At 67.2% G+C, this 25,279-nt stretch carries 23 protein-coding genes and 1 pseudogene; 8 read left to right on the top strand and 16 right to left on the bottom strand.

Features of this window, described 5'->3' with window-relative positions:
* The 8 genes from VGD93_RS12880 to VGD93_RS12915 form a co-directional block, all read right to left on the bottom strand.
* On the bottom strand, nucleotides 1–1,927 hold a 1,927-nt coding region (locus VGD93_RS12880; protein ID WP_395012558.1), incomplete at its 3' end, for a hydantoinase/oxoprolinase family protein.
* A 75-nt stretch (nucleotides 1,928–2,002) separates the two neighbouring features.
* Nucleotides 2,003–2,974: an ABC transporter permease gene (locus tag VGD93_RS12885; protein ID WP_395012559.1), complete on the bottom strand. Its 972-nt coding sequence runs from the start codon at nucleotides 2,972–2,974 to the stop codon at nucleotides 2,003–2,005.
* Complete coding sequence (locus tag VGD93_RS12890; RefSeq protein ID WP_395012560.1) at nucleotides 2,974–4,509, bottom strand: sugar ABC transporter ATP-binding protein; 1,536 nt, start codon at nucleotides 4,507–4,509, stop codon at nucleotides 2,974–2,976. Before VGD93_RS12890 ends, VGD93_RS12885 begins: the two co-directional genes overlap by 1 nt.
* A 67-nt stretch (nucleotides 4,510–4,576) precedes the next feature.
* A complete protein-coding gene (locus VGD93_RS12895) occupies nucleotides 4,577–5,569 on the bottom strand; it encodes a sugar ABC transporter substrate-binding protein (protein WP_395012561.1) in 993 nt (330 codons plus the stop codon).
* Between the two features lie 104 nt (nucleotides 5,570–5,673).
* Nucleotides 5,674–6,219 carry a GAF domain-containing protein gene (locus VGD93_RS12900; RefSeq protein ID WP_395012562.1) on the bottom strand — a complete coding sequence of 182 codons (546 nt, stop codon included), beginning with the start codon at nucleotides 6,217–6,219 and terminating at the stop codon, nucleotides 5,674–5,676.
* A complete protein-coding gene (locus tag VGD93_RS12905; RefSeq protein ID WP_395012578.1) occupies nucleotides 6,216–7,445 on the bottom strand; it encodes a metal-dependent hydrolase family protein in 1,230 nt (409 codons plus the stop codon). The genes VGD93_RS12900 and VGD93_RS12905 overlap by 4 nt, the downstream gene beginning before the upstream one ends.
* A gap of 2 nt (nucleotides 7,446–7,447) precedes the next feature.
* The gene (locus VGD93_RS12910; RefSeq protein WP_395012563.1) at nucleotides 7,448–7,636 is read right to left on the bottom strand and encodes a hypothetical protein; all 189 of its coding nucleotides are present in this window, start codon (nucleotides 7,634–7,636) and stop codon (nucleotides 7,448–7,450) included.
* The gene (locus VGD93_RS12915) at nucleotides 7,633–8,904 is read right to left on the bottom strand and encodes an ArgE/DapE family deacylase (RefSeq protein WP_395012564.1); all 1,272 of its coding nucleotides are present in this window, start codon (nucleotides 8,902–8,904) and stop codon (nucleotides 7,633–7,635) included. The genes VGD93_RS12910 and VGD93_RS12915 overlap by 4 nt, the downstream gene beginning before the upstream one ends.
* A 423-nt stretch (nucleotides 8,905–9,327) precedes the next feature.
* Between VGD93_RS12915 and VGD93_RS12920 the strand changes: the two genes are divergently transcribed.
* The 3 genes from VGD93_RS12920 to VGD93_RS12930 all read left to right on the top strand — a co-directional run bounded on the left by VGD93_RS12920 (nucleotide 9,328) and on the right by VGD93_RS12930 (nucleotide 13,465).
* Nucleotides 9,328–11,139: an ABC transporter permease gene (locus VGD93_RS12920; protein ID WP_395012579.1), complete on the top strand. Its 1,812-nt coding sequence runs from the start codon at nucleotides 9,328–9,330 to the stop codon at nucleotides 11,137–11,139.
* 1 nt (nucleotide 11,140) lies between these two features.
* A complete protein-coding gene (locus VGD93_RS12925; RefSeq protein ID WP_395012565.1) occupies nucleotides 11,141–12,250 on the top strand; it encodes an ABC transporter ATP-binding protein in 1,110 nt (369 codons plus the stop codon).
* A gap of 90 nt (nucleotides 12,251–12,340) precedes the next feature.
* Complete coding sequence (locus tag VGD93_RS12930; protein ID WP_395012566.1) at nucleotides 12,341–13,465, top strand: ABC transporter substrate-binding protein; 1,125 nt, start codon at nucleotides 12,341–12,343, stop codon at nucleotides 13,463–13,465.
* Between the two features lie 115 nt (nucleotides 13,466–13,580).
* On the opposite strand, the gene VGD93_RS12935 is transcribed toward VGD93_RS12930, so the two are convergent.
* From VGD93_RS12935 to VGD93_RS12955, 5 genes are all read right to left on the bottom strand, one after another.
* Complete coding sequence (locus tag VGD93_RS12935) at nucleotides 13,581–14,282, bottom strand: substrate-binding periplasmic protein (RefSeq protein WP_395012567.1); 702 nt, start codon at nucleotides 14,280–14,282, stop codon at nucleotides 13,581–13,583.
* A gap of 395 nt (nucleotides 14,283–14,677) precedes the next feature.
* Entirely contained in the window at nucleotides 14,678–15,451 is a 774-nt protein-coding gene (locus tag VGD93_RS12940; RefSeq protein ID WP_395012568.1) for an ABC transporter permease, read from the bottom strand.
* A complete protein-coding gene (locus tag VGD93_RS12945; protein ID WP_395012569.1) occupies nucleotides 15,448–16,254 on the bottom strand; it encodes an ABC transporter ATP-binding protein in 807 nt (268 codons plus the stop codon). Before VGD93_RS12945 ends, VGD93_RS12940 begins: the two co-directional genes overlap by 4 nt.
* Nucleotides 16,254–17,057, bottom strand: coding sequence for an ABC transporter permease (locus tag VGD93_RS12950; protein WP_395012570.1), 804 nt, complete (start codon nucleotides 17,055–17,057; stop codon nucleotides 16,254–16,256). Before VGD93_RS12950 ends, VGD93_RS12945 begins: the two co-directional genes overlap by 1 nt.
* The gene (locus VGD93_RS12955; protein ID WP_395012571.1) at nucleotides 17,054–18,007 is read right to left on the bottom strand and encodes an ABC transporter substrate-binding protein; all 954 of its coding nucleotides are present in this window, start codon (nucleotides 18,005–18,007) and stop codon (nucleotides 17,054–17,056) included. Before VGD93_RS12955 ends, VGD93_RS12950 begins: the two co-directional genes overlap by 4 nt.
* A gap of 155 nt (nucleotides 18,008–18,162) precedes the next feature.
* On the opposite strand from VGD93_RS12955, the gene VGD93_RS12960 reads away from it, so the two are divergent.
* Genes VGD93_RS12960 through VGD93_RS12980 form a run of 5 tightly spaced genes read left to right on the top strand, consistent with a single transcriptional unit; the run spans nucleotide 18,163 to nucleotide 22,635 of the window.
* Complete coding sequence (locus VGD93_RS12960; RefSeq protein WP_395012572.1) at nucleotides 18,163–18,840, top strand: FCD domain-containing protein; 678 nt, start codon at nucleotides 18,163–18,165, stop codon at nucleotides 18,838–18,840.
* Nucleotides 18,837–19,928 carry an Ldh family oxidoreductase gene (locus VGD93_RS12965; protein WP_395012573.1) on the top strand — a complete coding sequence of 364 codons (1,092 nt, stop codon included), beginning with the start codon at nucleotides 18,837–18,839 and terminating at the stop codon, nucleotides 19,926–19,928. Before VGD93_RS12960 ends, VGD93_RS12965 begins: the two co-directional genes overlap by 4 nt.
* The gene (locus VGD93_RS12970; protein ID WP_395012574.1) at nucleotides 19,915–20,322 is read left to right on the top strand and encodes a RidA family protein; all 408 of its coding nucleotides are present in this window, start codon (nucleotides 19,915–19,917) and stop codon (nucleotides 20,320–20,322) included. Before VGD93_RS12965 ends, VGD93_RS12970 begins: the two co-directional genes overlap by 14 nt.
* Nucleotides 20,323–20,325: 3 nt before the next feature.
* Nucleotides 20,326–21,642: a fumarylacetoacetate hydrolase family protein gene (locus VGD93_RS12975; RefSeq protein WP_395012575.1), complete on the top strand. Its 1,317-nt coding sequence runs from the start codon at nucleotides 20,326–20,328 to the stop codon at nucleotides 21,640–21,642.
* A 12-nt stretch (nucleotides 21,643–21,654) separates the two neighbouring features.
* On the top strand, nucleotides 21,655–22,635 hold the full coding sequence (locus VGD93_RS12980) for an amidohydrolase family protein (protein WP_395012576.1): 981 nt from the start codon (nucleotides 21,655–21,657) through the stop codon (nucleotides 22,633–22,635).
* A gap of 220 nt (nucleotides 22,636–22,855) precedes the next feature.
* Here the strand turns inward: VGD93_RS12980 and VGD93_RS12985 are convergent, their stop codons facing one another.
* The 3 genes and pseudogenes from VGD93_RS12985 to VGD93_RS12995 all read right to left on the bottom strand — a co-directional run.
* Nucleotides 22,856–23,911: an ABC transporter ATP-binding protein gene (locus tag VGD93_RS12985; protein ID WP_395012577.1), complete on the bottom strand. Its 1,056-nt coding sequence runs from the start codon at nucleotides 23,909–23,911 to the stop codon at nucleotides 22,856–22,858.
* Nucleotides 23,912–23,929: 18 nt separating this feature from the next.
* Nucleotides 23,930–25,030 carry a mandelate racemase/muconate lactonizing enzyme family protein gene (locus VGD93_RS12990; RefSeq protein ID WP_395012580.1) on the bottom strand — a complete coding sequence of 367 codons (1,101 nt, stop codon included), beginning with the start codon at nucleotides 25,028–25,030 and terminating at the stop codon, nucleotides 23,930–23,932.
* A gap of 35 nt (nucleotides 25,031–25,065) precedes the next feature.
* Nucleotides 25,066–25,279 (bottom strand): annotated as a pseudogene (locus VGD93_RS12995) (hypothetical protein); the annotation flags it as partial.

The following is a 25,279-nucleotide window of genomic DNA, read 5'->3' on the forward strand; positions in this document are numbered from 1 at the left end:
AGATGGTGGCGGGATGCACGCCCTCGGTGGCGTAGTCGACCTCGCGCCGGCCCTTGACGGCCTGCTCGACGGTCGCGCCGGTGGTCGGCAGCTTGAGGATCTCGAGCTTGCCCACTTCCGATGCGGCGACCAGGTGCACCCCGATGATCTCGACGCCGGCATCGAGCCGGTAGGTGTACTCGCGCTCGTAGGCCGTGTGGAACGAGGCCACCAGTTCGGCCATCGTCGCCGCGTCGAGCGTGTCCGAAGGCAGCGGCACCTCGACGGCGAATTCCTGGTTCTGGTAGCGCGCCCGGATGAAGGTCGTGAAGCCGACCTTGTCGGCCGGCACGTTGCCGCGCACGAAATCGGCGATGGCGCGCGCGCGGGTCTCTTCGAGCAGCCGCGACAGGCTGGCGAAATCGTCGGCGTCCATCAGCTGGGTGACGAAGTAGTCGCGGCGCAGGTCGGACATCAGCATGCCCCAGGCCGAGAACACCGACGCGCCCCGCGGCACGACGACCTTCTTGACCCCCAGTTCCTTGCCCAGTTCGGCGCCGTGCATCGGGCCGCCGCCGCCGAACACGACCATGGTGAAGTCGCGCGGGTCGTAACCGCGGTTCACCGAGACGAGCTTGAGCGCATTGACCATGTTGGAGTTGGCGATGCGCACGATGCCGCGCGCCACCTCCTCGTTGCTCATGCCCAGCTTGCCGCCCAGCTCAGACAGCGCGCCCTGCATCGCCGGAATATCGGCAGTCACCGTACCGCCGCAGAAATAGTCCCTGTTGATGCGGCCGAGCGCCAGGTTGGCGTCGGTCGTCGTCGCATTCGTGCCGCCGCGGCCGTAGGCGGCGGGCCCCGGTGCCGCGCCGGCCGACTGCGGGCCCACATGCAGCTTGCCGAAGTCGTCGACCCAGGCGATCGAGCCGCCGCCATTGCCGATCTCGACCAGGTCGACGACCGGCACCATGATCGGATACCCGGCCGACTTGCCGTCGCGCTCGATCCAGTAATCGGTCTTGATGGTGACGTGGCCGCCGGTGATGAGCGAGCACTTGGCGGTGGTCCCGCCGATGTCGAGCGCCAGGATGTCGGGCTCGCCGATGATGCGCCCGAGTTCGGCGGCTCCCCAGAAGCCCGAGGCCGGCCCGGATTCCACCATGGTGATCGGCGTCTGCTTGATCGACCCGAGGGAATCGACGCCACAGTTGGACTGCATGACGTAGAGCCCGCCGTGATAGCCCTTGTCGCGCAGCCCCGCTTCGAGGCGCTCGAGATAGCGCTGGGCCGCCGGCTGCACATAGGCCGACAGGATCGTGGTCGAGGTGCGCTCGTATTCGCGCCACTCGCGGGTGATCTGGTGCGACGCCACCGCCGTAACCTCGGGCCAGAGCCGGCGCAATTCGGCCAGCGCCGCCTCCTCGTGCGCGGGGTTGGCGTAGGCGTGGATGAAGCAGATGGCGACCGCGTTCACCCCCTCGGCGCGGAAATCGGCGACGATCTGCGCGAGCCCGCTGGTGTCGAGCGGCACCTGCTCCTTGCCGTGGAAGTCGATGCGGCCGGGAAGCTCGCGGCGCAGGAAGCGCTCGACGAAGGGCTCGGGCTTCTTGTACTTGAGGTTGAAGAAGTCCGGCCGGTTGCCGCGGCCGATCTCCAGCACGTCGCGGAAGCCCTTGGTCGTCACCAGGCCGACCTTGGCGCCCTTGCGTTCGGTGAGGGCGTTGATCACCACGGTGGTGCCGTGGGCGAAGAAGTCGAGGGTCTCGAGGTTTACCTTCGCCTTGTCGAGCACGGCCAGCACGCCGTTCTCGAAATTCGGCGGCGTGGTGTCCGATTTTTCCGTGCGCACCGTCTGGGCGCCGGAACGCATGTCGGTTTCGAAGTAGACCAGGTCGGTGAACGTGCCACCAACGTCGGTGGCCACGCGCGAAATCTTGTCGGGCATCTCAGTCTCTTTGGTTGTCGCGCGCGCGGAGGGAGATCGCGAGGGCGAATGGATGTGCCTGAGCCGTGCGGCCTGTCATCGGCGGTTGCCGGTGGCTGCGAGGGCCACCGCCAGCACGATGATCACGCCGGTCGTCAGGTCCTTGAAGAACGGGTTGACGTTGAGGATATTGAAGCCGTTGCCGATCAGCGCCATCAGCAGGACGCCCGCCATGGAACGCCAGATCGCGCCGGCGCCGCCCATGATCGAGGTGCCGCCGAGGATGACGGCGGCGATGGCCTCGAACTCGAGGCCCGTTCCGGCCTGGGGCTCGCCCATCGACAGGCGCGACACCGTGATGACGCCGGCGAGGCCGGCTGCCCCGCCCGAGATGGCGAAGGTGATGATCTTGACGAGGTTGGTGCGGATTCCCGAGAGCAGGGCCGCCTCTTCGTTGCCGCCCACCGCGAAGATGGCGCGGCCGAGCGTCGTGCGGTTGAGCACGAACATCATCAGCAGCATGAAGCCGAACATCACGATGACGGCGACATTGACCAGTTCGATCTTGGAGCGGCCCAGCCAGGCGAACTCCGCGATGCGGACGGGGATGAGCTTGCCGTCGGAGATCAGGATCGCCATGCCGCGATAGACGAGGCTCGTCGCCAGCGTGACCAGGAACGAGTGCACGTTGAAGGCGGTGACGATGATGCCGTTGATGGAGCCGAGCACGAGGCCGATGACCGGCGCCAGCAGGATCGCAGCCAATGGATCGACATTGATCGCGATCCAGGCGGCGCTTACCGAGGCGACGCCGAAAATGGCGCCGGTCGACAGGTCGAAGCCGCCGCCGATGATCACCAGCGTCAGCGCGCAGGCGATGATGAACAGCGGCGTCGACTGGTTGAGGATGTTGAGCAGGTTGCGCGGCGTGAGAAACGACGGCGAGAGCAGGCTCAGCGAGACCAGCATCACGCCGATGATGATCAGCACGCCGTATTGGCGAATGAAACCACCCAGGTCGAAACGCTTGCCGGCGGCGCCTGGCCTGGTGAGTGCGGTGTCGGTCATCAGCTGGCGACCTCCTGGCGATTGCGGTGGCTGTTCTGTTCGAGGAAGACGCTGTGCAGCGCCGACTCCACCGTCAGCTGGCCGGCGGGCTCCTCGGCGAAGATGCGTCCCTCACTGAGCAGGTAGCAGCGGTGGGAAAGGTTGATGACTTCCTCGAGTTCCGAGGAAATCAGGAGCACGCCGACGCCCTGCGAGGCCATGTCGACGATGAAATCATGGATGCGGCGGCGGGCGCCGATGTCGACGCCGCGCGACGGCTCGTCGAGGATCAGGAGCTTGGGCTTGGCGACCGCCCACTTGGAAAGCAGCACCTTCTGCTGGTTGCCGCCGGAGTAGCGCGCCACGCGGCCGTCGACGGCGCCCGGCACGATGCCGAAATGCGCAATCATCTCGCGCGTGCGCTGCACCTCGATCCGGTGGTTGAGAATGCCCATGCCGCTGATGGCCTTCAATGTGCCGAGCGACACGTTGGGGCGCGTTGTCTGGGTCAGCACGAGCCCCTGCTTGCGGCGATCTTCGGGCACCAGCGCCACGCCCTCGGCGATGGCCTGGCGTACGGTCAGCCTGTGTTGGCGCGGCTTGCCGTCAATGAGATACTCGCCGCCGGTAATGGGGTCGGCGCCGAACATGGCGCGCGCCACTTCCGTGCGCCCCGAGCCGACGAGGCCGATGAGCCCGACGATTTCACCCGGCCGCACCACAAGGGAGATGTCGGAGAGGCCGGTATTGGTGCTCACGTTGCGAAGCTGGGCCACCGGGCGCACCGAGCTTTCCGGCGGCGGCGGTAGCGCCGGCCACAGGATGTCGGCTTCCTGTCCCAGCATGGAATCGACCAGCGACTTCTTGGTCTCGCCGGCGATCGGCGATGTCCGAACGACGCGGCCATCGCGCATCACCGTGACCCTGTCGCAATGGGCGAGGATATGGTCGAGGAAATGGCTCACATAGATGACGGTCTTGCCCTGCGCCTTCAGCCGGCGGATCACGTCGTGCAAACGCTCCGCCTCGTCCTCGGTGAGCGACGAGGTCGGCTCGTCCATGATGATGATCTGGGCATCGCGGGCGATGGCCCGCATGATCTCGACCTTCTGGCGCTCGGCGATGCGCAGGCTGGCCACCTTGGCGAGCGGATCGATGCCGAAATCGCAGGTCCTTTCGAGGGCCTCGAAACGCTCCATGTCGCCCCGCACCAGGATGCCGGCGCGGGCGCTCTCGCGGCCGAGGAACACGTTCTGGACGACGTTGAGCTCGGGGGCGAGCTGCAGTTCCTGGTGGATCATCGCCACGCCCAGCCCCAGCGCGTCGCGGGGCGAGAAGCGGGTCACCCGCGTGCCGAGGATTTCCACCTCGCCTTCGTCGGGCGTGTAGTAGCCCCCGACGATCTTGCCCAGGCTGGACTTGCCCGCGCCGTTCTCGCCGATGAGCGCGTGAACCGTGCCGGCCTCGATGTCGACGTTGATGTTGTCGAGGATGCGCGTGCCGCCGAAGCTCTTGGCGAGGCCGCGCACCTGCACGGCAGGGCGTGGTGTGGTCATCGTCTCTCCATAGGTGGACGAACCGATGGCCGGGGGCGTGCCCCCGGCCGATATGCGGGCGAAGCCGTCAGCCTTGCCACTCGGCCTTGAAGTCGGGATGGGCGTCGAGCCATTCCTTGGTGACGATCAGCGGGTTGGTCGCCTTGCTGCCCGGGTCGATCCAGTTGTCCACGGTCTCGCCGCGGGCCGCCTTGATCAGCGCCTCGGCCGCATAGAAGCCCTCGTAGTAGGGATGGGCAGAGAGGGTGGCGTCGAACTTGCCTTCGCGGATCTTGTCGACGGTGATCTGGTTGAGCCCGCCGCCGATGAGATAGATCGGCTCGATCGGGATGCCGGCATCCTCGAGCGCGATCTCGACGCCGAGCAGGTGCTGGTCGGCGTTGGACAGGACGGCGTGGATCTCCGGATTGGCCTGGAGGATGTCCTGGAAGGCGGTCAGCGACTGGTCGGGGCTGTAGTTGCCTTCGCCGGTGGCGACGACCTTGATGTTGTCGTGCTGCTTGAGCACGTCGACCATCGAATTGTAGCGCAGGTTGTCGAAGGGGAACTGCAGCTGGCCGATCATGATGACCACGTTGCACGGGTCCTTGTCGGCGCAGAACTTGACCACTTCCTCCGCCTCGGCAGCGGCACCTTCCACCGGGTTCAGCGCCACCGTGGTGGTGAGGCCCTTGACCTGCGGGGTCATGACGGTGAGCTCGGGGCCGACCGGGAACAGCACCGAGGCGACGAGCAGGCCTTCGCCCGTCGCTTCCTCGAGCGCGGTGGCAATGCCGACCGTGTCATTGGGCGCGACGATGATGCCATCGAAGCGGCCGCCGGCGATGATGTCTTCCACCTGCGCGTACTGGGTGGCGGCATTGAACTCGCCGTCGAAGATCTCGACTTCGACGCCGCCCGCTGCGGCAGCGGCGTCCTGCACGCCCTGCCAGGTGGCGGCGTTGTAGCCGTTCTGGCTGGAGGCGGCGAGGAAGGCCAGGCGCACCGGGTCCTGGGCCATGGCGGTTGCGGGGATGAGGGCCGTAGCCATCAGTGCCGCGACGATCAGTTTGTGTTTCATGCGATTCTCCTATGCGGGGGAATCCCCCTCCCGTCGTGCTGATACACTCGACCCGACGTGCGGGCCGTCTTGTTGCGCCGACCCGCGGGCGGGCCGGCGGGAACCTATTCCTCGATGGTCGCCGGGCCGTTGCCGGAGCCATCTTGATGGAAGGTGGCGCCGTCCGACCCGGCGAGGTCAAGTAACAGAAATGCCAGCGTGGCGACCGGCTGCCACGCCATCGCCGCGGCCACCCGCTCCTCGGTGAAGTGGCCCTTGCGATGCAGCAGGTTGATGGTGCCGATCACCCGGCCGTCGGCGACGGCAGGCAGGTTGAGGTTGGATTCGAACCCCAGGGCCTGAATCTTCTGCCAGTCGAAGAAGACCGTCGCGATCTCCTCGATGGTGGTCGAAGAGAAGGGGCGCTTGCCCTCGATGACGGTCTCGAAATAGCGGTTGCGGTCAAGGCGCTTGAAATTGCCCGTCGGGTAGGCCGCCGCGTCGTCCGTCCATACGCGGCGTGAGCGCATCTGCGCCAGATCGTAGACGGAGGCCGTGGTCAGCAGCGAGCCGACGGTCTGGTTGAGCCCGGCACGGCAGTAGGCGAAGACCGCGGCGGCGGCGTGCTCGCCGGCCGCGAGGCGAAAGGCCTGCTCGAGATCGGGGGTCATGCGGCCCTCCGGTCATGCGCGATCACGCCGTCCTTGACGACGAGCTTGAGGTGCTGCTCGGGCCGGCCGAGCGCGGCAATGTCGGCAAACGGGTCGACGTCGAAGGCAACCAGGTTGGCGCGCGCCCCGGGCGCCATCGTGCCGATCTCGCCCTCCATGCGGCACAGCCGGGCCCCCGCGTCCCACATGCCCGACAGGATTTCGGACGGGCTGAGGACCTGGGCCAGGAGCTCGAACTCGAGGCCGCCGAACTTGCGCAGCTGACCGAGCAGGTCCGTGCCGAAGGCCATGGGCAGGCCGGCGTCGCGCATATGGGCCAGCGAATTGCGGCCGCCGTCGCGTACCACGTCGATCTTGGCCTGCTCGGCTTCGCCCAGCCCGAGCGCGGCGCCCTCGCGCTTCAGCCCCTCGTAGGCAGCGAGCGTCGGAATGGCGATGCAGCCGGCTTCGGCCGCCATCGCGGCGGTCTCGGCGCTGATCAGGTTGCAGTGTTCCAGCGACTTCACGCCCAGCTTCACGCAGCGGCGGATCGAGGCGTCGGAATACACATGCGCCGACACGTAGGTGTTGGCATTGCCCGCCTCCTCGACCATGGCGCGGATTTCGTCGTCCGAATACTGCAGCCCGTCGATGGGATCGTTCGGCGACGACACGCCGCCATTGGCCATCACCTTGATGAAGCGCGCGCCTTCCTTGAGCATCTTGCGGCAGGCGCGGCGCACGTCGTCGACGCCGTCGACCAGCACCCCCATGTTGCCCAGCCGCCCGCCAAGGGCGTCAGGGCGGATGTCGGTGCGCTGGCGCAGGTCGGTATGGCCGCCGGTCATCGACAGGCCCTTGCCGCAGATGACGAGGTCCGGGCCCTTGATCAGCCCGTCGCTGACTCCCCGGACGAGGCCGATATCGGCGCCGCCGAGATCACGCACGGTGGTGAAGCCCTGCGCAAGCAGTTCTTCCATCACCTGCGCCGCGCGCAGTGCCGCGAGGCTGTCCGGGGCGATGATGTTGGCCCAGAGGTCGAGCGACCACGCCACCACGTGGAAGTGGCAATCGATGAAGCCTGGCATCAGCGTCGCGCCGGCAAGGTCGATGACGCTGGCGCCCTCGCCGGCGGGGAGGCCCGTGCCGGCGATCCTGCCGTCGGCCACCGTGACCGTGGTCGGCGGGGTCAGGGCGCCCTTGTCGAGATCGACCAGCCGGGCATTGGTGAAGGTGAGTGCGGACATGGTCACTGGACGGTTCCTGCGTTGCGGCGCGTGCCGTCGGCCTGCATCCAATACCACGCCACCCCAGGGGTGACGGATTTCCCGGTCATCACGCCAGCGCGCATTCCCACCTCACGTTTCAGGTCGAGGCCACTATCGACAATATTTTGCATGTCGACAAGACGTTTTTTCGTAGCCGACACAGCTGTCAACTCTTGCTCTTGAGGCCGCACCAGCGTGCGACAAAAAGCGCAATGATTTCAGTCGTTTTGCGCAGGCTCGCGAGATCGACCGCCTCGTCCGGCGCGTGCATGCCGCGGGCGATGCCGCCGTAGCAGAGCGTCGGAATGCCATAGTAAAGATCGTAGATGCGGGTGTCGCTGGTTGCCGTCAGGCAGATCGGCTCGAGGGGCGAGCCCATCACCGACTGGTGGATATCGGCGAGCAGCGCCTCGGCCGCGGTGCCGGGCGCGAAGACGTGACCGTCGGCCTGGAAGCCGATCCAGCTGACTTCGGGCATGGCCGCCTGCAGCTGCTCGGCGCAGGCCCGCACGGCGGCCGTCACCCGGTTGCGCACTTCCGGCAGGCTGTGGCCGGGCAACACGGACAGCCGGCACTCGAGTTCGCACCAGGAGGGAACGGAGCCGAGCCAGTCGCCGCCCCGGATCTTGCCGGGGTTGAACTTGACCGGGTCGGCGACGGAGCCGAAATAGGGATGGCTCCTGGCCTCGCCATTGATCTCGGCGGTGAGCCGCTTCAGCGCCTCGATATAGGCCATGGCGGCGAGGATCGCATGCGCGCCGGCCGAGGCGCCGGCGAGCACGTGGCCCGGGCGGCCGAGGATGCGCAGGCGGAACCATACCGAGCCCAGCTCCGCCCTGATGAGCTTGTGGCCCATGCTTTCGGGGATGAGGGCGGCATCGGCGCGATAGCCGCGCGCCAGCGTCGATAGCGCGCCGTTGCCGGTGCATTCCTCCTCGCTCACCGTCTCGACATGCACGCGGGCGCCGGGGACGAAGCCGAGGCCGGACAGGGCATCGAGCGCGAAGACCATGGCGGAGACGCCGGCCTTCATGTCGGCGGTGCCGCGTCCATGCATCCAGCCATCGACGACCCGCGGCTCGAACGGCGGCTGCGACCAGAGTTCCGGCGCGCCGGGCGGCACGACATCGATATGACCTTGCAGGATCAGGCTCTTGCCGACGGGGTCGGCGACGTCGTGCGTGGCCACCACCTGCGTGGCCTTGGCGTAGTCGGCATCGACCACGGGCGAGTAACCGGGAAGGCCGGCGATCCCGACGTCGTCGATGGCATATTTGTCGACGGTCCATCCGCGCGCCGCGAACTCGTTCGCCAGCCAGTCCTGGCATGGCCCCTCGTTGCCGCGAGTGCTGTCGAATGACGCGAGCCGGCCCAGCCACTCGGTCTGTCGGTCGAATCCGTCGGCCACGGCGCGTTCGATTGCCTTGCTGAACTCCACTGCAAACCTCCCCGGGCGGCGAGCGTGCCCCGCCGTCGATTTTTGCATTTCTGGTGTCGACAATATGTCGGCGCACACCTACAGCATGACCGGGCCGCCGCGCAATCGGCTTTTCGGAGCCCGCCGCTTCGGCCCCGAAGGCCCGGTCCCGGGGCGGCACGCCCGTCGCCGGCGGCGTTCGGCCGATTCTTTCGGGGGCGGGCGGGTCGGGCGGAAATGACCCGCCGGCGCGGAGAACCCCGTATCGAACGTTGACCTCTGTGCGGGAGCATGGAACATCATGGGCGCTGCGCGGCAGGCAGCGAGGGTGACCAGGGGCAGTTTTTTGGCAGTTGGCATGTTCTTGACGTTCGGTGCACCGCAGGGCCGGCACGACCCCGCGGGGCGCGGCAGGTGAGCGAGGACGCGAGCCGACCGGCGGCGTTGCAGCCGCATGCCCGCGACGGCTGGTGGGTCCCCCTGCTGTACCGGCTGCGCCTTGCCACGCGGGACCCCACTACCGCGATCGGCCTGGTGCTCGCGGCGCTGTTCGCCTGGCTGATCGTCGTGCCGATCGCATCCATCCTTCTTGATGCGGTGCAGACCCAGTTCGGCGACGCGCGGCGCACGGGAGGGCCGGTCGGGAGCTGGACCGGCTACTACCTGCATCGGGTGTTCGTCTCCCCGATCGCGGTCGACATGTTCTGGCAACCGTTGTGGAACACGCTCGCGGTCGCGGCGGGCGCCATCGTCATTTCGCTGTTGGCCGGCGGCGTGCTCGCCTGGCTCATCGCCCGCACCGATCTTGCGGGGCGGCGCTGGTTCGCGACCGCGCTCATCGTGCCCTACATGCTGCCGGCCTGGACCTTCGCCCTGGCCTGGACGACGCTGTTCCGCAATCGCACGACCGGCGGGCAGCCGGGCTGGTTCGAGGCGCTGGGCCTCCCCCCGCCCGACTGGCTCGCCTATGGTGGCGTGCCCATCACCCTGCTGCTCGCCCTGCATTACACGCCCTTCGTGATCCTGCTGTTCGGCAACGCCCTGCGCCGCTTCGACAGCCAGCTCGAGGACTCGGCCCGCATCCTCGGGGCCTCCAGCGGGCGGATCGCCTGGTCGATCGTGCTGCCGCTGATGAAGCCGGCGCTGGTCTCGGCCACGGTGCTCATCTTCGCCAAGTGCCTCGGCGAGTTCGGCGTTACCTACATCGTCGGCCTTCCGGCCAAATTCGACGTGCTCGCGACCTCGCTCTACCGGGCGCTCTACACGCGCCAGACCGGAGTGGGCGGCGTACTCGCCGGGGCGATCATGCTGCTCGGCGTCGTGACGCTGCTCGTCGATGCCTGGTTCCTGCGCGAGGCAAGACGCTTCGTCACCGTTGGTGGCAAGGGAGCGATGAACCGGCCGAGCCGGCTCAAGCATATGCGCCTGCCCGCCTTCGGCCTCGCGGCGGGCATGTTCATCGTCGGCGTCGCGGTGCCGGTGCTGGTGCTGTTCCTGTCCACCGTGATGAAGGTGCCGGGGCGGTTCACGCTCGACAACTTCACCCTCGACTACTGGATCGGCAGCGAACTCGATACGGTGGCGCTGCGCCAGGGTATCCTGCTTACTGCGGAATTCTGGCAGGCCGCGGCGAACACGCTGTGGATCGTCGGCGCCGCCTCCCTCGCCGCGGGGGTCATGGGCCTGCTGGTGGGCTACGTCGTGGTGAGGACCCCGTTCCGGCCGCTCTCGGTGTTCGTGCGGCAAGTCACCTTCTTTCCCTACCTGGTGCCGGGGATCGCCTTCGCTGCCGCCTACCTGTCGCTGTTCGCTGTGGCGCGTGGGCCCATCCCGGCCCTCTACGGCACCACCTGGATCCTGATGCTTGCCCTCATGTCCGAACAGATGCCCTATGCCTCGCGGGCCGGTATCTCGGCCATGATGCAGCTCGGCAAGGAGCCCGAGGAGGCGGCGCAGGTGGCGGGCGCGGGCTGGCTGCACCGCATGACGCGGGTGGTGGCCCCTATCCAGAAAGGGGCATTGGTGACGGGAATCCTGCTGCCCTTCATCTCGGGGATCAAGGGGTTGAGCCTGTTCGTCATCCTGGCGGTGCCGGCGACGGACGTGCTGACCACCTATTCGCTGCGGCTGGTGGACTACAACTACACGCAGGCGGCCAACGCGGTGGTGCTGATGATCGCGGCCCTGGCATGGGCCGGCACGCTCGTCGCCCAGAAGCTGACGCGCACCAATCTTGCAGACGGGCTCGGAGGGTAGGATGCCGGGGATTTCCCTTGCCGGGGTCGAGAAGAACTACGGCAGCTACCGTGCGGTACGAGGCCTGGACCTCGAAGTGCGCGATGGCGAGTTCCTGTGCCTGCTCGGCCCGTCGGGCTGCGGCAAGACGACGACGCTGCGGATGATCGCCGGGCTCGAGAACCTGGCGGCCGGCAAGCTTGCCGTCGGCGGGCGCGTGGTCGACTGTCCGTCCGAGGCGGTGTTCGTACCCGCCGAGAAGCGCGGTATGGGGCTGGTGTTCCAGAGCTATGCGCTGTGGCCGCATCTGACCGTCGAGCAGAACACCGAGTTCGGGCTGAAACTGCGCCGCATGCCCAGGCAGGAGAGCCGGCGGCGGGTCGACGAGGTGATGCGGGCGCTCGGCATCGAGGCGCTGCGGCAACGCTATCCGAGCCAGCTTTCGGGCGGCCAGCAGCAGCGGGTGGCCCTGGCCCGGATGCTGGCGGTCAACCCCGAGGTTCTGCTGCTCGATGAGCCGCTGTCGAACCTCGACGCGCGGCTCAGGCTCGAGATGCGGGCGGAACTGAAGCGCCTGCACGCGGCCTTTGGCACCACCATCGTGTTCGTTACCCACGACCAGTGGGAGGCCATGACGCTCGCCGACACGATAGCGGTGATGAACGAAGGCGTGCTGCAGCAGCTGGGCACGCCCGATGATATCTACGCGCGCCCGGCCAACCGTTTCGTTGCCGAGTTCGTCGGCAACCCGCCCATCAACATCGTCGAACTGGGCAGCGACGACGAACTTTCCCGTAGCCTCGGTCGCTATCTGGCGGAGCGGAATGCCGGTTCCGAAGACGTCGGCTCGGTCGGAATCCGGCCGGAAAACCTGCGGCTGGGGCCCGGCACGCAGTCGGCGGCAGGCGGGTTTTCGGCGCCGGCCGAGGTGACGGGCGTGCTGCCCACGGGGGGCAGCTGGATCGTGGAACTGCGCACCGGCGGGCGGGCGATGTTTCTCAACACCCACGTTCCCCCGGGCGTGCGGATTGGCGAGACACTGCGGTTCGACGTGCCGCCGCAGGCCCTGCATCTGTTCGACCGCGACGGGGCGCGCCTCCCCGCAGGCGACGCGGCGCTGGCGCGGGCATGAAGACGCGGCATGCCCGCGGTGACGCTCTGCGGCACGGGGGACATGCCGGAAGGATCAACGACGTCACTTGACAACAGGAAGGGAAAAGCAATGTCAGGACCCATGAAGGCGCTCATGTGCGGCGCCGCTTTCGCCGTGCTGGCGCTACCGGTCGCGGTGGTGCCGGCGGTGGCCGAGGACTTCTCGCTCGACGCGCTCGTCGCGGCGGCGCGGGCCGAGCCGCCGCTCAACGTCTACGACAGCACCGGCAAGATCGTCGCGATGGCCGAGAACTTTGCCGCCACCTACGGGGTGCAGGCCAACGGCGTGAAGGCGCGGGCCGCCGAACTGCTGGAAATGGTCATTCGCGAAGTGCAGGCCGGCAACGTGCAGACCGGCGTCGTGCTGATCGCCGACGTTCCGGCAGCGGTCGGCCAGCTGCTCCCCGAGGGCTTTGCCGAAAGCTGGCTGCCCCCTGACCAGGCGGAAGACATCGACCAGCTGGCGCGCGACCCGCTGCTCGTCGTGGCCAGCCCCTATGTCTTCGCCTACAACACCGCGCTGCACGAGTCCTGCCCGATCGCCAACATCTGGGAAATGACCGACCCCGAGTGGAAGGGCAAGGTGGTGCTCGAGGACCCGCTGCGCCTGCCCACCTTCACCGACTGGTACAGCCAGATGGAAAGCCACGCCGACGACCGCATGGCTGCCGCCTACGAGGCCCATTACGGCAAGCCGCTCGAGACCCAGTACAAGAGCGCCACCGAGGCCTTCATCGCGGCGCTTGCCGGGAATGGCCCGCTGATCACCGATACGGATACCGCCGCCGCCGAGGCGGTGGCGGCGCCGGGGCAGACCGAGACCTTCGTGTCGATGGTGACGGCGGCAAAGTTCCGGGACAACGCGGCCAAGGGCCTGACGCTGGGGCTTTGCACCGGCATGGAGCCGTTCATCGGCTTCAACACCGCCAAGGTGGCCCTGATCCCGAAGGGCACGCCAAGCCCGAACGCGGCCAAGCTCTTCGTGCATTTCATCATGACCGAAGCGGGGATCGCGCCGCAGCTCGAGGACGGCAAGATTTCCTACAACACCAAGGTGCCGCTCAGCCCCGATGAACCGTCCGGGCTCGGCGCGCATCTCGATTCCATCCTGCCCTACAACCCGTCGACCGCGGTCGAGGACTGGGATACGCGCCAGGACTGGCAGGATTTCTGGCGCCTGCACTATACCCGCTGAGGAGGGTCATCGGCGGGAGGAGGCGCGCCGTGCTGCCTGCTCCCGCCGGGTCGCATCGCCCGAGCAGTCCGGGCGGCGGGCCGTATACGGCCGGCCTGCTGCCCATCGCGGCGTATCAGAACTGCGGCGCCGGCAGTCCCCACTTCTCCACCAGCGGGTTGAGCGTGCCCTCGGCCTTCAGGGCTTCGAGCCCCGCCTGGAGTTGTCCGAGCAGCGTCGTATCGGTGTTGCGCACGACGAGGCTCGCAGGGTTGACCGCCACGGGAACATAGGTCGCGACCGCCCGGATGCCGGTAAGCGTCTTGGTGACGTCCGTCTGGTAACGGGACTGCACCCCGGTCACATAGGCGTCGATCTCGCCCGCCTTGAGGGCCTCGAAGCCGGCCGTGTTGTCGGGATAGGTCTGGACGTTGCTGAGCCCCGCCGCCTCGAGCGCGCGCAGGAACGTGCTGCCTTCCTGACCGGCCACTTTCTTGCCCGTGAGTTCGCCCAGCGACGTGTAGCCGGTCGCGTCGTCGGCGTGGACGTAGAGGAACTCGCTGTTGGTGAAGATCGGACTGGTGAAGGCGAGCCCCATGTTCCGGCGCTCGTTGGTGGGCGCGATGCCGGAGCAGCCGACATCCGCCGTCGAGCCGGTGACCGCCTCCAGGATGCCGTTCAGCCCCGCAATGGGCGTGAACTCCAGATCCCAGCCGTAGCGCGTCCCGATTGCGGTGAGCACTTCGTGGCAGAGGCCGGCGGGGGGATCGCCACCGGTCGGCGCGGCATTGTTGATCGCCGCCCGCACGGTCTCGGCGCTGGCGGCGGACGATGCCAACACAACAATACCGAAAGCAGCACCGGTTGTTGCCCTCAACAAGGGCCTGAACAGCTCAGAATTCATTCCACCCTCCCTGTTGTTGCCGTCCCTCCTGGTGAGGCCAAGAGGAAAGAGTAATATGCTGTCATTATCGATTTTCTGCAAATGTAAAGGCGGAAGTATTGATCAGGGATGGTCCATTTATACTTGGACCGGGTGTGCCAGTTTCAGATCGTTATTGTAATAGGGGGGCAATCCAGGCCGAGACAAGATTGCCGGCGCCATTTCGGCACGGCGCCGGCCTTCACCCCGCCGGTGGTGAGCGAGGGCGACGCGATCATCGCCCTTGGCTCGAAGTTGCCCGCCACTGTTTTCATCTCCCACCGGCGCTGATCCGCCAGCGGCATGGACGCTCAGGGCCCGTCCGGAGCATCGCGGATCACGCGCCGGCCGAGCCAGCTCACGGCGCCGACGGCAAGGGCGGCATAGGCGACGATCACGATGATAACGGCGTAGAGCTGGTCCATCGAGAACACGGTACCGTACTTCTTGACGAGGCCGCCCAGCCCGATGATGGCGATCAGCACCTCGCCGTTGATGAGGCCCTTGACGCCGCGTGCCACTCCCAGCCGCAACCCGGCCATGAAGTAGGGCGCGCCGGCGGGCACGCGGATGTCCCAGAACGCCCGCCACGGACTTGCGCCAAAGGAGTGCCCCATCTCGACGAGGCTCTTGTCTACGGCGCGGATGGCGGTCGCCGCATTGGCGATGACGATGAAGACCGAAAAGGCAATGACCGTGGCGATGCGGGTGGTCGAGCCGATGCCAAAGAGCATCAGGAAGACCGGCACGAAGGCGATGAGCGGCGCCGAAAGCCCGGCCTTGACGAAGGGGCCAAGCGCTATGTCGATCGGCCGCCACAGTCCCATGGCGACGCCGATGGCGGCGCCCACGCCGAGCGAGATACCGACGCCGGTGGCCAGCGCCAGCGTGCTGTCGAGCAGCGGTGCCGTGATCACACCCTGTGCCCAGAGCCGTGCCAGCGCCGCCAGCACGTCGCTGAGCGGCGGCAAGGTGATGAGATCCGTGGTCCTACCCGCAATCTCCCATGCGGCCGCCAGGAACGCCAGCGAGACCAGGAAGGGCATGGAGCCGCGCAGGCCGGCGACCAAGCGCGACTTGCTCATGCGGCCGTTTCCTCGACGATCATGCCGCGCAGCCGCGCCCAGACCTGTCCGGTCAGGTCGACGAAGCGCGGATCGAGCCGCGTCGCTTCGGTGCGTGGTCGCGGCAAGTCGACCTCGATCACATTTGTGACGTGGCCGGGCCGGGCGCCCATGATGATGACACGATCGGAAAGGAACACCGCTTCGTCCATGGCGTGGGTGATGAACAGCACGGACAGGTCGGTCTTCGACCAGATGTCGAGCAGATCCGTCTGCAGCAGCAGGCGGGTCTGCGCGTCTATGGCCGAGAAGGGTTCGTCCATGAGCAACAGGTGCGGCTTGACGGCGAGCGCCCGGGCGAGGCCGACGCGCTGCTGCATTCCGCCCGAAAGCTGGCGCGGATAGCTCTCCTCGAAGCCGGCCAGCCCGACCGAGGCGATGAGCTTGCGTGCCACGTCGTGTCGTTCACTGCGCGCGACGCCGCGTACCTTGAGGCCGAAGGCGACGTTGTCGAGCACCGTCATCCAGGGCAGCAGCGCAAAGGACTGGAACACCGTTGCACGCTCCGGCCCCGGCCCGCTTACTTCCTTGCCCAGCACGCTGATGCTGCCGCTGTCCCAGGGCAGGATGCCGCCGACCATCTTGAGCAGTGTGGTCTTGCCGCAGCCGCTCGGGCCGATGATGGAGACGAATTCGCCACGGCCGACGGTGAGCTGTACGCGATCGAGTGCCAGCACGGAGCGCCCGTCGGCGCCGACATAGCGCTTGGTGAGGTCGGTGACCTCGATGGCCGGCGGAAGCGCGGCCTCGGTGGAAGTGGTCATCAGGCAGTACTCCATCGGCTTAGGCGCCGTTCGATCCATTCAACGATGCTCATGAGCACGATGCCCTCGATCACCACGGCCACGGCCACCGCGAGCACCGGCGCCACCCGGAAGCGGCCCTGCAATTCGGCGATGAGACTGCCGACGCCGTCGCCGACGATGGTCAGCTCTGCCACCACCATTCCTATGAGAGCCTGGCCGAGCGCGATGCGCACGCCCGTCATGATGCCGGGCACGGCCGCCGGCAGCAGCACGTCGAACAGTACGGTGCGGCGGCTGGCCCCGAAACTGCGGCCCATCTCGGTCAACGCCGGATCGACGCGGCGTACCGCGACGGCCGTATTGATGACAACATAGGGCAGGGCGAAGAGCAGGACGACCGTCACCCGGGCGGCGAAGCTCAAGCCGAGCAGCGCCTGGATCACCGGGATAAGGGCAATGATCGGGACGGCGACGAGCAACGTCAGATAGGGGGTAAGCACCTGGTCGACGAGGCGCACGCGCGCCACGAAGATACCGGCCGGGATGCCGACGCCCACGGCGAGACCAAAGCCCACGACCAGTGACTGGTTGGTGGCGAGCAGTGCGGCGAACAACCGTCCGTCCGCGGCCAGGTCCCACGCCGCGCCAAGAGTGCGGGTGAAGGTGGGGAACAGCAGGGGCAGGCTGTCGTCGCCGGCCCACTGCCACAGCAGCAGGAAAGCGGCGAGAGCGACGAGGCGCAATGCCAGCCGCCCCCACCAGCTATCGAGCACGCGCCGGTGGGGACCGGCGCCTGCCATGAGCGGTGTCGAACGCGTCATCGAGCGGCAAGGACCTCATCGAGTGCGGTCCGGTCGACGACATCGTCGGCCGACTTGATGTTGGCGAACGCTTCCCCATCATTGTTGAAGAAGGCGATGGTCTGGTTTACCGACTCGTCGGAAAGGCCGCCGTCGACCGGCCAGACACTGGCCTTGACGAAGGCGTCGACAATCGCCGGCAGCACGTCGGGATCGATCTCGCCAAGAAGTTCCTTGCCCTTGTCGACGAGCACCTGCGGGTTCTCGTAGATCTCGGCATAGACGTCGAGATGAACCTTGATCCAGTCGCGGATGAGGTCGGGGTTCTCCGCGATGAAGCCCTGGCTTGCCGCGAAGGCGGCACGCAGGATCGGAATGGTCTTGGTGTAGTCGCCTGAAACGACGAAGGCGCCCGGCTTCTCGCGATCGAGCATGGTCCAGTCCTGCAGGTCGACGGGGCTGGCGTCGAGCTGATTGGCGAGCAGGGCGGCAAGCCGGTTCTCGGAGCCTTCGATCACCGTGAGATTGGGCTTGGCGCCGGGGCATTCTGCGGCGAACCACTGAATGGCGAGCTGGCCGACGAAAGAACTAACCGATTGGATGCCGACGAGCTTGCCGTCGAGCGAGGCGCAGTCAGGATATTCGGCCCGCGACACCATCAGGAATTCGTTGGAATTGGCGGCCTGGAAAAAGCGGAAATCGAGCCCCTGGTCGATGGCATCCATGATCTGCGCAAGCGCGGTGATATCAACGTCCCCGGTGGCCGCCGCCTGTAGCTGGTTGCTGTTGCCGCCCAGTTCGACCGCAGTGATGTCGTGGCCCATCTCGTTAAGCCGGTCGATGGCGATGGCCGTGGGCAGATAACCGACCGACCAACCGGAAAAGCCGAAGGTGGCCTCGGCCGCCAGGGCGGGCGAGCCCACGAGCACGGCCAAGGCTGCCGCTCCCAGAAGACCATTTACGTTGCGCATTGCGGTGTTCCTCCTGTTGTCGCCGGATCTCTGCGGCTCTTTGCGATCAAACGCCTGCAATGTCGAAACGTCAAGGGATTTTCGATAATCCTGTTGCCTTTCGACAGTCTGTGGGATAGGAGACAAAGCGCTGGGAAGGATGAAACGGGTCCGCAATGAACGCACACGACACGCTTGGAGCCACGGTTTATGCGCAACTGCGGGGAGACATCCTCAGCGGTCGGCTCGGCCCGGGCGAGCGTTTGCGCGCCGAGGCCCTGCGCCAGCGCTACGACGCCGGTGGCAGTCCGGTGCGCGAGGCGCTGATGCGATTGGAGGCCGAAGGCTTCGTCGTGCTGGAGCAGAACAAGGGGTTCAAAGTCGCCGAGGTATCAGACGCGCACCTTCACGATCTGCAGCGCACGCGCGTCGAGATCGAGGGCGTCGCGCTGCGCTGGGCAATCGCCGAGGGCGGCGTCGATTGGGAAGCCGGCCTGCTCGCTGCCTTCCACCGCCTGGCCAGCGTCGACAAGGCCGCCAATAACGGCGAGGAGCGCAACGCCACCTGGTTGCATTACCATCAGGAATTCCACCTCGCGCTGGTGAGCGGCTGCCGCTCGCCCACGCTGCTCAGTATCCGCCAGCACCTGTTCGACCAGGCCGAGCGCTACGTGGCGCTCTCCATCGCCTACAAGGGAGAGATCCGCGACGACGTCGGCGAGCACCGCGCGCTGATGGAAGCGTCGCTGGCCCGCGATGTCGAGGCGGCACTGGCCCGCAATCGCGAGCACATCGAACGGACCACCGAAAAGCTCGATCACGCGCTCGCGGCCGGCCGGAGGGACGCGCGTTGAGCAGCACCCAGTCGGTTTCCGCCCCGGCCCTCACCGCCCTGATCGCCCGCCTGTTCGTGGCCACCGGCGTACCGCAGCCCGCGGCCCACGCCGTCGCTGACGGGCTGGTCGAGGCCGATCAGATGGGTCTTCACTCCCATGGTGTCATGCTTACGGAGATGTACGTGCAGCGCCTGTTGGCCGGGTCGGTTGCCACGGCTGAGGCGGCGACCCTCGTTTCCGACCGGGGCGTGACCATGGTGCTGGATGCGGGTCATGCGCTCGGACAGGTGACCGGGGACCAGGCAATGCACCTTGCCGTCGGGCGGGCGAAGGAACTCGGGGCGGGCATCGTTGCGGTGCGGCACGGCTTTCATTTCGGCGCGGCACGACGCTTCGCCGTGGCGGCGGCCGAGGCCGACTGTGTCGGCATCGTCGCCTGCAACACGCGGCCGCTCATGCCGGCGCCGGGCGGCGCCGAAGCCATCGTCGGCAACAACCCGCTCGCAATCGCCATTCCAACCGACGACGACGTGCCGCTGGTTCTCGACATGGCAACCAGCGAGGCGGCCATGGGCAAGATTCGCATGGCAGCGCAGACGGGCGGGGCGATTCCTGCCGGCTGGGCGGTGGATGCCGAGGGCGTGCCGACGACCGACCCCGAGGCGGCGGTGCGCGGGATGCTGCTGCCGGCGAGCGGTCCGAAGGGGTTCGGCCTTGCCGTGATGCTCGACCTGCTGTCGGGCATCCTGTCCGGCGGCGCGGCAGGCACCGCCGTGCGCGCGCTCTACCAGAATGATCGGCAGCCCTATGACTGTTCGCACCTGTTCATCGCCATCGATTTCGGCCATTTCGGCGATCCCGCGACGCTCCGGGGGGCGGTGACGGCCTATGCCGCGCGCATCCGCGAGGGGCGGCGCGCGCCGGGCGTCGACCGGCTGTACCTGCCGGGCGAGCCCGAATGGCAGCGTCGGCAGGACGCGGGTGGCCGCGTCGCCTTGCCGGACGCCGTGCGCATGACGCTGCTTCGCCTTGCGCGCGAGCTGGGCGTCGACACCGGTGAACTCTTCAACCCATCGACGGAAGGATCAACAAATGCCCAAGCATGAAGTCACCAGCCCCGCCCTGCGCAAGCCCCCGGGCAATTTCTCGCAGGCGACGGCAATCGAGGCGCGGGGGAAGCTGGTCTTCATCTCCGGCATGACGGCCCGCCGGCCCGACGGCTCGATTGCCGGCATCGGCGACGTCACCGTGCAGACCGAGCAGGTGTGCGAGAACATCAAGGCGGCGGTCGAGGCCGCGGGCGGCTCGCTCGACGATGTCTGCCGCGTCGATGTCTACGTCCGCAACGTCGAGCATTTCGACAAGATCCACGCGGTGCGCCAGCGCTACTTCAAGGCGCCGCTGCCAGCCTCGACGTTGGTTGAGGTCGCCAAGATGGTGTCGCCGGAATACCTGATCGAGATCAGTGCCATTGCCGTGGTGCCGGACGCGGAAGGCTGAGTCATGAAGCTCGCAGCATACAGCCACGCCGGCGAGCGCCGGCTTGGCGTTCTGGTGGAGGGCGGCATTGTGCTGCTGCCACCGGAAATCGGTCAGCTGAGCGAGGTGATCGCGCGCGGGGCCGCCGGCCTCGCCGCGGTGCACGCCGCCATCGTCGGCCGCGAACCGGTCGCGTTCGACCCTGGCCGGCTGCTGGCGCCGCTGGACCGGCTGCGCCGCGATATCCTGTGCACCGGTTGGAACTACTGGGACCATTTCGAGGAAGGCCGGGGGCGCCGCGAGGGCCAGGAGGTGGAACGCCCGGCGCACCCGACCTTCTTCACCAAGGGCCCGGATGTGCTGATCGGACCGAACGACGCCATCGCCTACGACGGTGAGCTTTCGGCGAAGTGGGACTATGAGGTCGAGGTGGCGCTCATCATCGGCCGCGACGGGCGCAACATTCCCGAGGAACAGGCGCTCGATCACGTCTTCGGCTACTGTCTTGCCAACGACGTGTCGCAGCGCGACCTGCAGCGGGCGCACGGCGGCCAGTGGCTGAAGGGCAAGAGCATCGACGGCACCATGCCGCTTGGCCCATGGATCACCACCGCAGACGAGGTGGATCCGACAAATATCGACATTGCCTGCGTACTGAATGGCGAGACGATGCAGGCCGCCAATACCTCGATGATGGCCTTTCCCATCAGCCGGCTCATCGCCGAGATGTCAGCCGGCATGACGCTGCGGGCAGGCGACCTGATCCTCACGGGTACGCCGGCGGGCGTTGGCAATGCCCGAACGCCGCCGCTCTTCCTCAAGGCTGGCGACGAGATGCTGCTTCGCTCGAGTGTTCTGGGCGAGATGCGCAATCGGCTCGTGGAGACTGACCTGCATTCGCCCGTGCTGGCCATCGATGCAGCGGCGGCGGGCCAGGCGGCCACCATGCCCCGCAACCTTGCCGATGCCTTCCGCGAGGTGCTGATCCAGACCGGCGACCTCGACTGGGCCGAGAAGTCGCTCGCCGGGCTGTCGCAGAAAATGCTGTGGCGCGACGACAAGACGGGCGCTTCCATTGCCCTCATCAAGTTCGAGAAGGGCGTGGGCGTGCCCAACGCGCATGCGCATGCCTCGAACCAGTTCATGTATTGTCTGTCGGGGCGCTATCGTTACATCCCGACCGGCACGACGCTGGTGCCGGGCTCATTCTACTGGAACCCGGTGGGGAGCGTGCACGGCCCGACAGTCGCCGACGAGACGACCATCTTCCTTGAGATCTATGACGGCCCGCACTACCCGGTGCAGCCCCCCTGGTACACGGACCCCGAAGATGCGCGCTGAGGGGAGGGCGAGATGAGCGGCTGGGACGCGCACGCCCATCTCGTACCCGAGGGCGTGCTGCGCGCCGCGGCGGTCGGGCAGTGGGACATGGCGATCGGCGACGGGCGCCTCGCGATCGGCGCCCACCGCGTACCGCTGGGACGCATTGCCGAGCCGGCGCAGCTGCTCGCCCGGCTCGACGGCGACGGGCTCGACGGCGCTATCGTCTCCATTCCGCCGCCCCTGTTCCGGCCGGAGCTCGCGACCACGGACGCGCGCGCCGCCTATGCGGGCCTCGTCAACGACGCGCTGCTCGACACCTGCCGCGTTGCACCCAGACGGTTGCGCCCGCTCGCCTATCTGCCGCTCGAGGACCCCGCCCTGGCGACGCGCCTCGCCACGAGGCTCGGCCCTGACTGGGCCGGCGTTGTCGCCGGCAGCGATCTGCGCGGACTCTCCCATGCGGACCCGGCGCTCGCCGACCTGTGGGGCGTGCTGGAGTCGGCGCGATTGCCCCTTTTCATCCACCCCTCTGCCTCGGGTGACGCCCGACTCGATGCGTACTACCTGGGTAATCTCGTCGGCAACCCCATGGAGACGACGATTGTCGCCGCACAACTCGTCATGGGGGGCGTGCTGGAACGCCATCCCGGCCTGCGCGTCCTGCTGGCGCATGGCGGCGGTGCCATCGCCGCGCTCGCTGGCCGCCTGCAGCGCGGCAAGGACACCATGCGCCCCGGCCTTCCGGCGGACCTTGCCGACCCGCTCGCCGCGGTGCGCCGGCTTTATGTCGACACCATCGTGCACTCACCCGAGGCCCTGGCCCTGATCCTTGCCGTGCTGGGTGAAGACAGGGTGCTGCTCGGCAGCGACTGGCCCTTTCCCATGGGCGCGCCCGACGACGCCCACGATATCGGCCACTTGCCGCAGGCGCTCCAGCACCGGTTGCGAGCGGAGAACGTGCACAGTCTGTTTGGGGAGCGGCTCAGGGGCGGCCAGGGCGAGGAGAGTTAGCGCGCGGCAGCGGTAGCGCCACCCGGATACGTATCCTTGTCACAGGCCTCGACCTGCGAGAACACAAGACACTTGCTCTCCGACAGGCGGCATGGCCAGCCCGATGGCCGTTCCTCTTGCAGAACTTGACGCGCACAAGGCGCTGGCCAGCCCGGTGCAACCCTCGATAGGAGCTCGCGGTGGGACGCGTCGCCAGTCCCTCGGCACGCGAACATAGGGCCTATATGCGGCGTGTCGTCGTGTCATCGAAGAGATGGATATTGTCCATCATCGGCTGCACGAAGAAGCGGGCACCGGCCGTGATGTCAACGCGCTCCCGGACATTGATCACAATCGCCTTGTCGCCCAGGGTGCCGAAGATCATCGTGTCGGACCCGGTAGGTTCCACCACTTCGGCGGTGACAGGGAGCCCGCTATCGGCCAGCACCAGGTGCTCGGGCCTGATGCCATACCGTACGGCTTCGACAGCGCCGGCGCGTTGACGCAGAACATCGGGCAGCGGCAGGAGGATGTCACGGTGCTGGACACCATGCTCGGTCAGCTTCCCCTCCAGGATATTCATGGCGGGGCTTCCGATGAATTGGGCAACGAAGACATTGGCAGGCGCGTCGTAGAGCTCGAGCGGTGGCCCCGCCTGCTCGACCACGCCGTCCTTCATCACGACGATCTTGTCGGCCATGGTCATGGCTTCGATCTGGTCGTGGGTAACGTAGATCGTGGTGGTGCGCAGGCGCTGGTGCAGGGCCTTGATCTCGATGCGCATCTGCACGCGCAGCTTGGCATCGAGATTGGAGAGTGGTTCGTCGAACAGGAACACCTTGGGGTCGCGCACGATGGCGCGGCCCATGGCGACGCGCTGGCGCTGCCCGCCCGAGAGCTGGCGCGGATAGCGATCGAGCAGGTGCTCGAGTCCGAGCGTTGCCGCAGCTTCATCGACGCGCTGGTCCGTCTCGGCCTTGGGCGCTTTGCGCAGGGAGAGCGAGAAGCCCATGTTCTCGCGCACGGTCAGGTGCGGATAGAGCGCATAGCTCTGGAACACCATGGCAATGTCGCGGTCCTTGGAGGGGACGAGGTTGACCACCCGATCCCCGATGACCACGTCACCGGAGCTGATTTCCTCCAGTCCCGCGATCATGCGCAGCAAGGTAGACTTGCCGCACCCCGAGGGACCGATAAGGATGACGAACTCGCCATCGGCAATATCCACGTCTACACCCCGGATGATCTGCGTGGTGCCGAAGGACTTGGTGACATTCCTGAGCGCAACGGAAGACATGGCAAACTCCGGACCGGGCTAAGCGATGAGGTGACTGCGCAGGATGTGCTGGTCGAGGCTGACGCCCAGGCCGGGTGACTGGGGCACGCGCACCTGCCCATCCTCCAACTGAGTGGAATCGCCCACCAGGGGCTGGCACAGCGCGGTGCGCAGCGGATTGTCGAACACCATGCATTCGAAGGTGCGGAAACTTTCGGCCGCCGCCGCCAGATGCAGGCTCGCCGCCACGCAGATACCGCCCGACCAGCCGACATGGGGCGCATAGGCGACATGGTGGGCGGCGGCCAGTTCGGCGATCCGCCACGTTTCGGTGATGCCGCCCGCCCGGGTCACGTCGGGCTGGATCATGCCCAGGCTGCGGTCGGACAGGGAATCCAGCGCCTCGCTGGCGACGAAGTCGCTCTCGCCTGCCGCGATGCGGATGGGCAGGTGCCGCGCCAGCTGGCGATAGCCCTCCCGGTCCTGCGGCACGATCGGCTCTTCGAAGAAGTCATAGTCGAGATCGGCCAGTGCGCGGCCGACCTGCAATGCCTCGGGCAGGTCATAGGCCCAGTTGGCATCGACGCCGAGCAGGGCATCGGGCGCGAGCCGGCGCACCAGGCGGGCTCGTTCGATGGCTTTGGGCACGTCGCGGCCCAGCTTCACCTTGATCTCCAGGAAGCCGGCCTGCAGCACATGCGCGACTTCGGCCTCGACGGTCGCATCGTCCAGCCAGTTGATGGATGACGCATAGGCGCGCACCCGCTCGCGGCCCATGCCGCCCAGCAGTTTGTGTACCGGTACGCCCGCCGCCTTGCCCGCAATGTCCCAGAGCGCGATGTCGATGGCGGCGATTGCCTCAACGACCTGTCTGCCGGGCCGGCCGGTCAGTGTGGATCGCATGCGTTTCCACAGACGCCGGCGGTCCTGCGCGTCCTCGCCGATCAGCCGCGGCACCAGCGCATCGGTGATGAAACGGGCATAGCCGACGGCGCCACTCCGGGCCAGCGCCTCCCCGATGCCGACGATACCGTCACTGGTCTCCACTTCGACGACGACGATTTCGAGCGCTTCCCACAGGGCCTGCGACGTCCGCTGGGCCTTGGGCAGCCGCGCGCAAGGGGTGGACACGGATGTCACGAATGACAAGAGGGGTGGAGGCGGCGCTCATCGCGTCAGCTCTTGAGATGGAGGGTAACGAGGACTCGCAGCGAGCTTCCCGCCTCGAAGTCGCAGGCCAGCCGCAGCCAGTTGCCGAACTGGCTGACCCTCGCGAAGGCGATGGCGTCGCGCTCGGAGGGCAGTTCGAAACTCGTGCCCTCGCGCACCCAGCGCATGCCATCGGGGGAGATTTCGACATGGGCGCGGCCCGGCTTGCCGACGGCAGGC

Source organism: Devosia sp., assembly GCF_036406155.1.
Classification (GTDB): Bacteria; Pseudomonadota; Alphaproteobacteria; order Rhizobiales; family Devosiaceae; genus Devosia_A.

What these genes read in the sequence shown, in the direction of transcription:
- VGD93_RS12885 (WP_395012559.1), bottom strand. Translation starts at nt 2,974, where the DNA reads ATGACCGACACCGCACTCACCAGGCCAGGCGCCGCCGGCAAGCGTTTC.
- VGD93_RS12890 (WP_395012560.1), bottom strand. Translation starts at nt 4,509, where the DNA reads ATGACCACACCACGCCCTGCCGTGCAGGTGCGCGGCCTCGCCAAGAGC.
- VGD93_RS12895 (WP_395012561.1), bottom strand. Translation starts at nt 5,569, where the DNA reads ATGAAACACAAACTGATCGTCGCGGCACTGATGGCTACGGCCCTCATC.
- VGD93_RS12900 (WP_395012562.1), bottom strand. Translation starts at nt 6,219, where the DNA reads ATGACCCCCGATCTCGAGCAGGCCTTTCGCCTCGCGGCCGGCGAGCAC.
- VGD93_RS12905 (WP_395012578.1), bottom strand. Translation starts at nt 7,445, where the DNA reads ATGTCCGCACTCACCTTCACCAATGCCCGGCTGGTCGATCTCGACAAG.
- VGD93_RS12925 (WP_395012565.1), top strand. Translation starts at nt 11,141, where the DNA reads ATGCCGGGGATTTCCCTTGCCGGGGTCGAGAAGAACTACGGCAGCTAC.
- VGD93_RS12930 (WP_395012566.1), top strand. Translation starts at nt 12,341, where the DNA reads ATGTCAGGACCCATGAAGGCGCTCATGTGCGGCGCCGCTTTCGCCGTG.
- VGD93_RS12940 (WP_395012568.1), bottom strand. Translation starts at nt 15,451, where the DNA reads ATGAGCAAGTCGCGCTTGGTCGCCGGCCTGCGCGGCTCCATGCCCTTC.
- VGD93_RS12945 (WP_395012569.1), bottom strand. Translation starts at nt 16,254, where the DNA reads ATGACCACTTCCACCGAGGCCGCGCTTCCGCCGGCCATCGAGGTCACC.
- VGD93_RS12950 (WP_395012570.1), bottom strand. Translation starts at nt 17,057, where the DNA reads ATGACGCGTTCGACACCGCTCATGGCAGGCGCCGGTCCCCACCGGCGC.
- VGD93_RS12955 (WP_395012571.1), bottom strand. Translation starts at nt 18,007, where the DNA reads ATGCGCAACGTAAATGGTCTTCTGGGAGCGGCAGCCTTGGCCGTGCTC.
- VGD93_RS12960 (WP_395012572.1), top strand. Translation starts at nt 18,163, where the DNA reads ATGAACGCACACGACACGCTTGGAGCCACGGTTTATGCGCAACTGCGG.
- VGD93_RS12970 (WP_395012574.1), top strand. Translation starts at nt 19,915, where the DNA reads ATGCCCAAGCATGAAGTCACCAGCCCCGCCCTGCGCAAGCCCCCGGGC.
- VGD93_RS12975 (WP_395012575.1), top strand. Translation starts at nt 20,326, where the DNA reads ATGAAGCTCGCAGCATACAGCCACGCCGGCGAGCGCCGGCTTGGCGTT.
- VGD93_RS12980 (WP_395012576.1), top strand. Translation starts at nt 21,655, where the DNA reads ATGAGCGGCTGGGACGCGCACGCCCATCTCGTACCCGAGGGCGTGCTG.
- VGD93_RS12985 (WP_395012577.1), bottom strand. Translation starts at nt 23,911, where the DNA reads ATGTCTTCCGTTGCGCTCAGGAATGTCACCAAGTCCTTCGGCACCACG.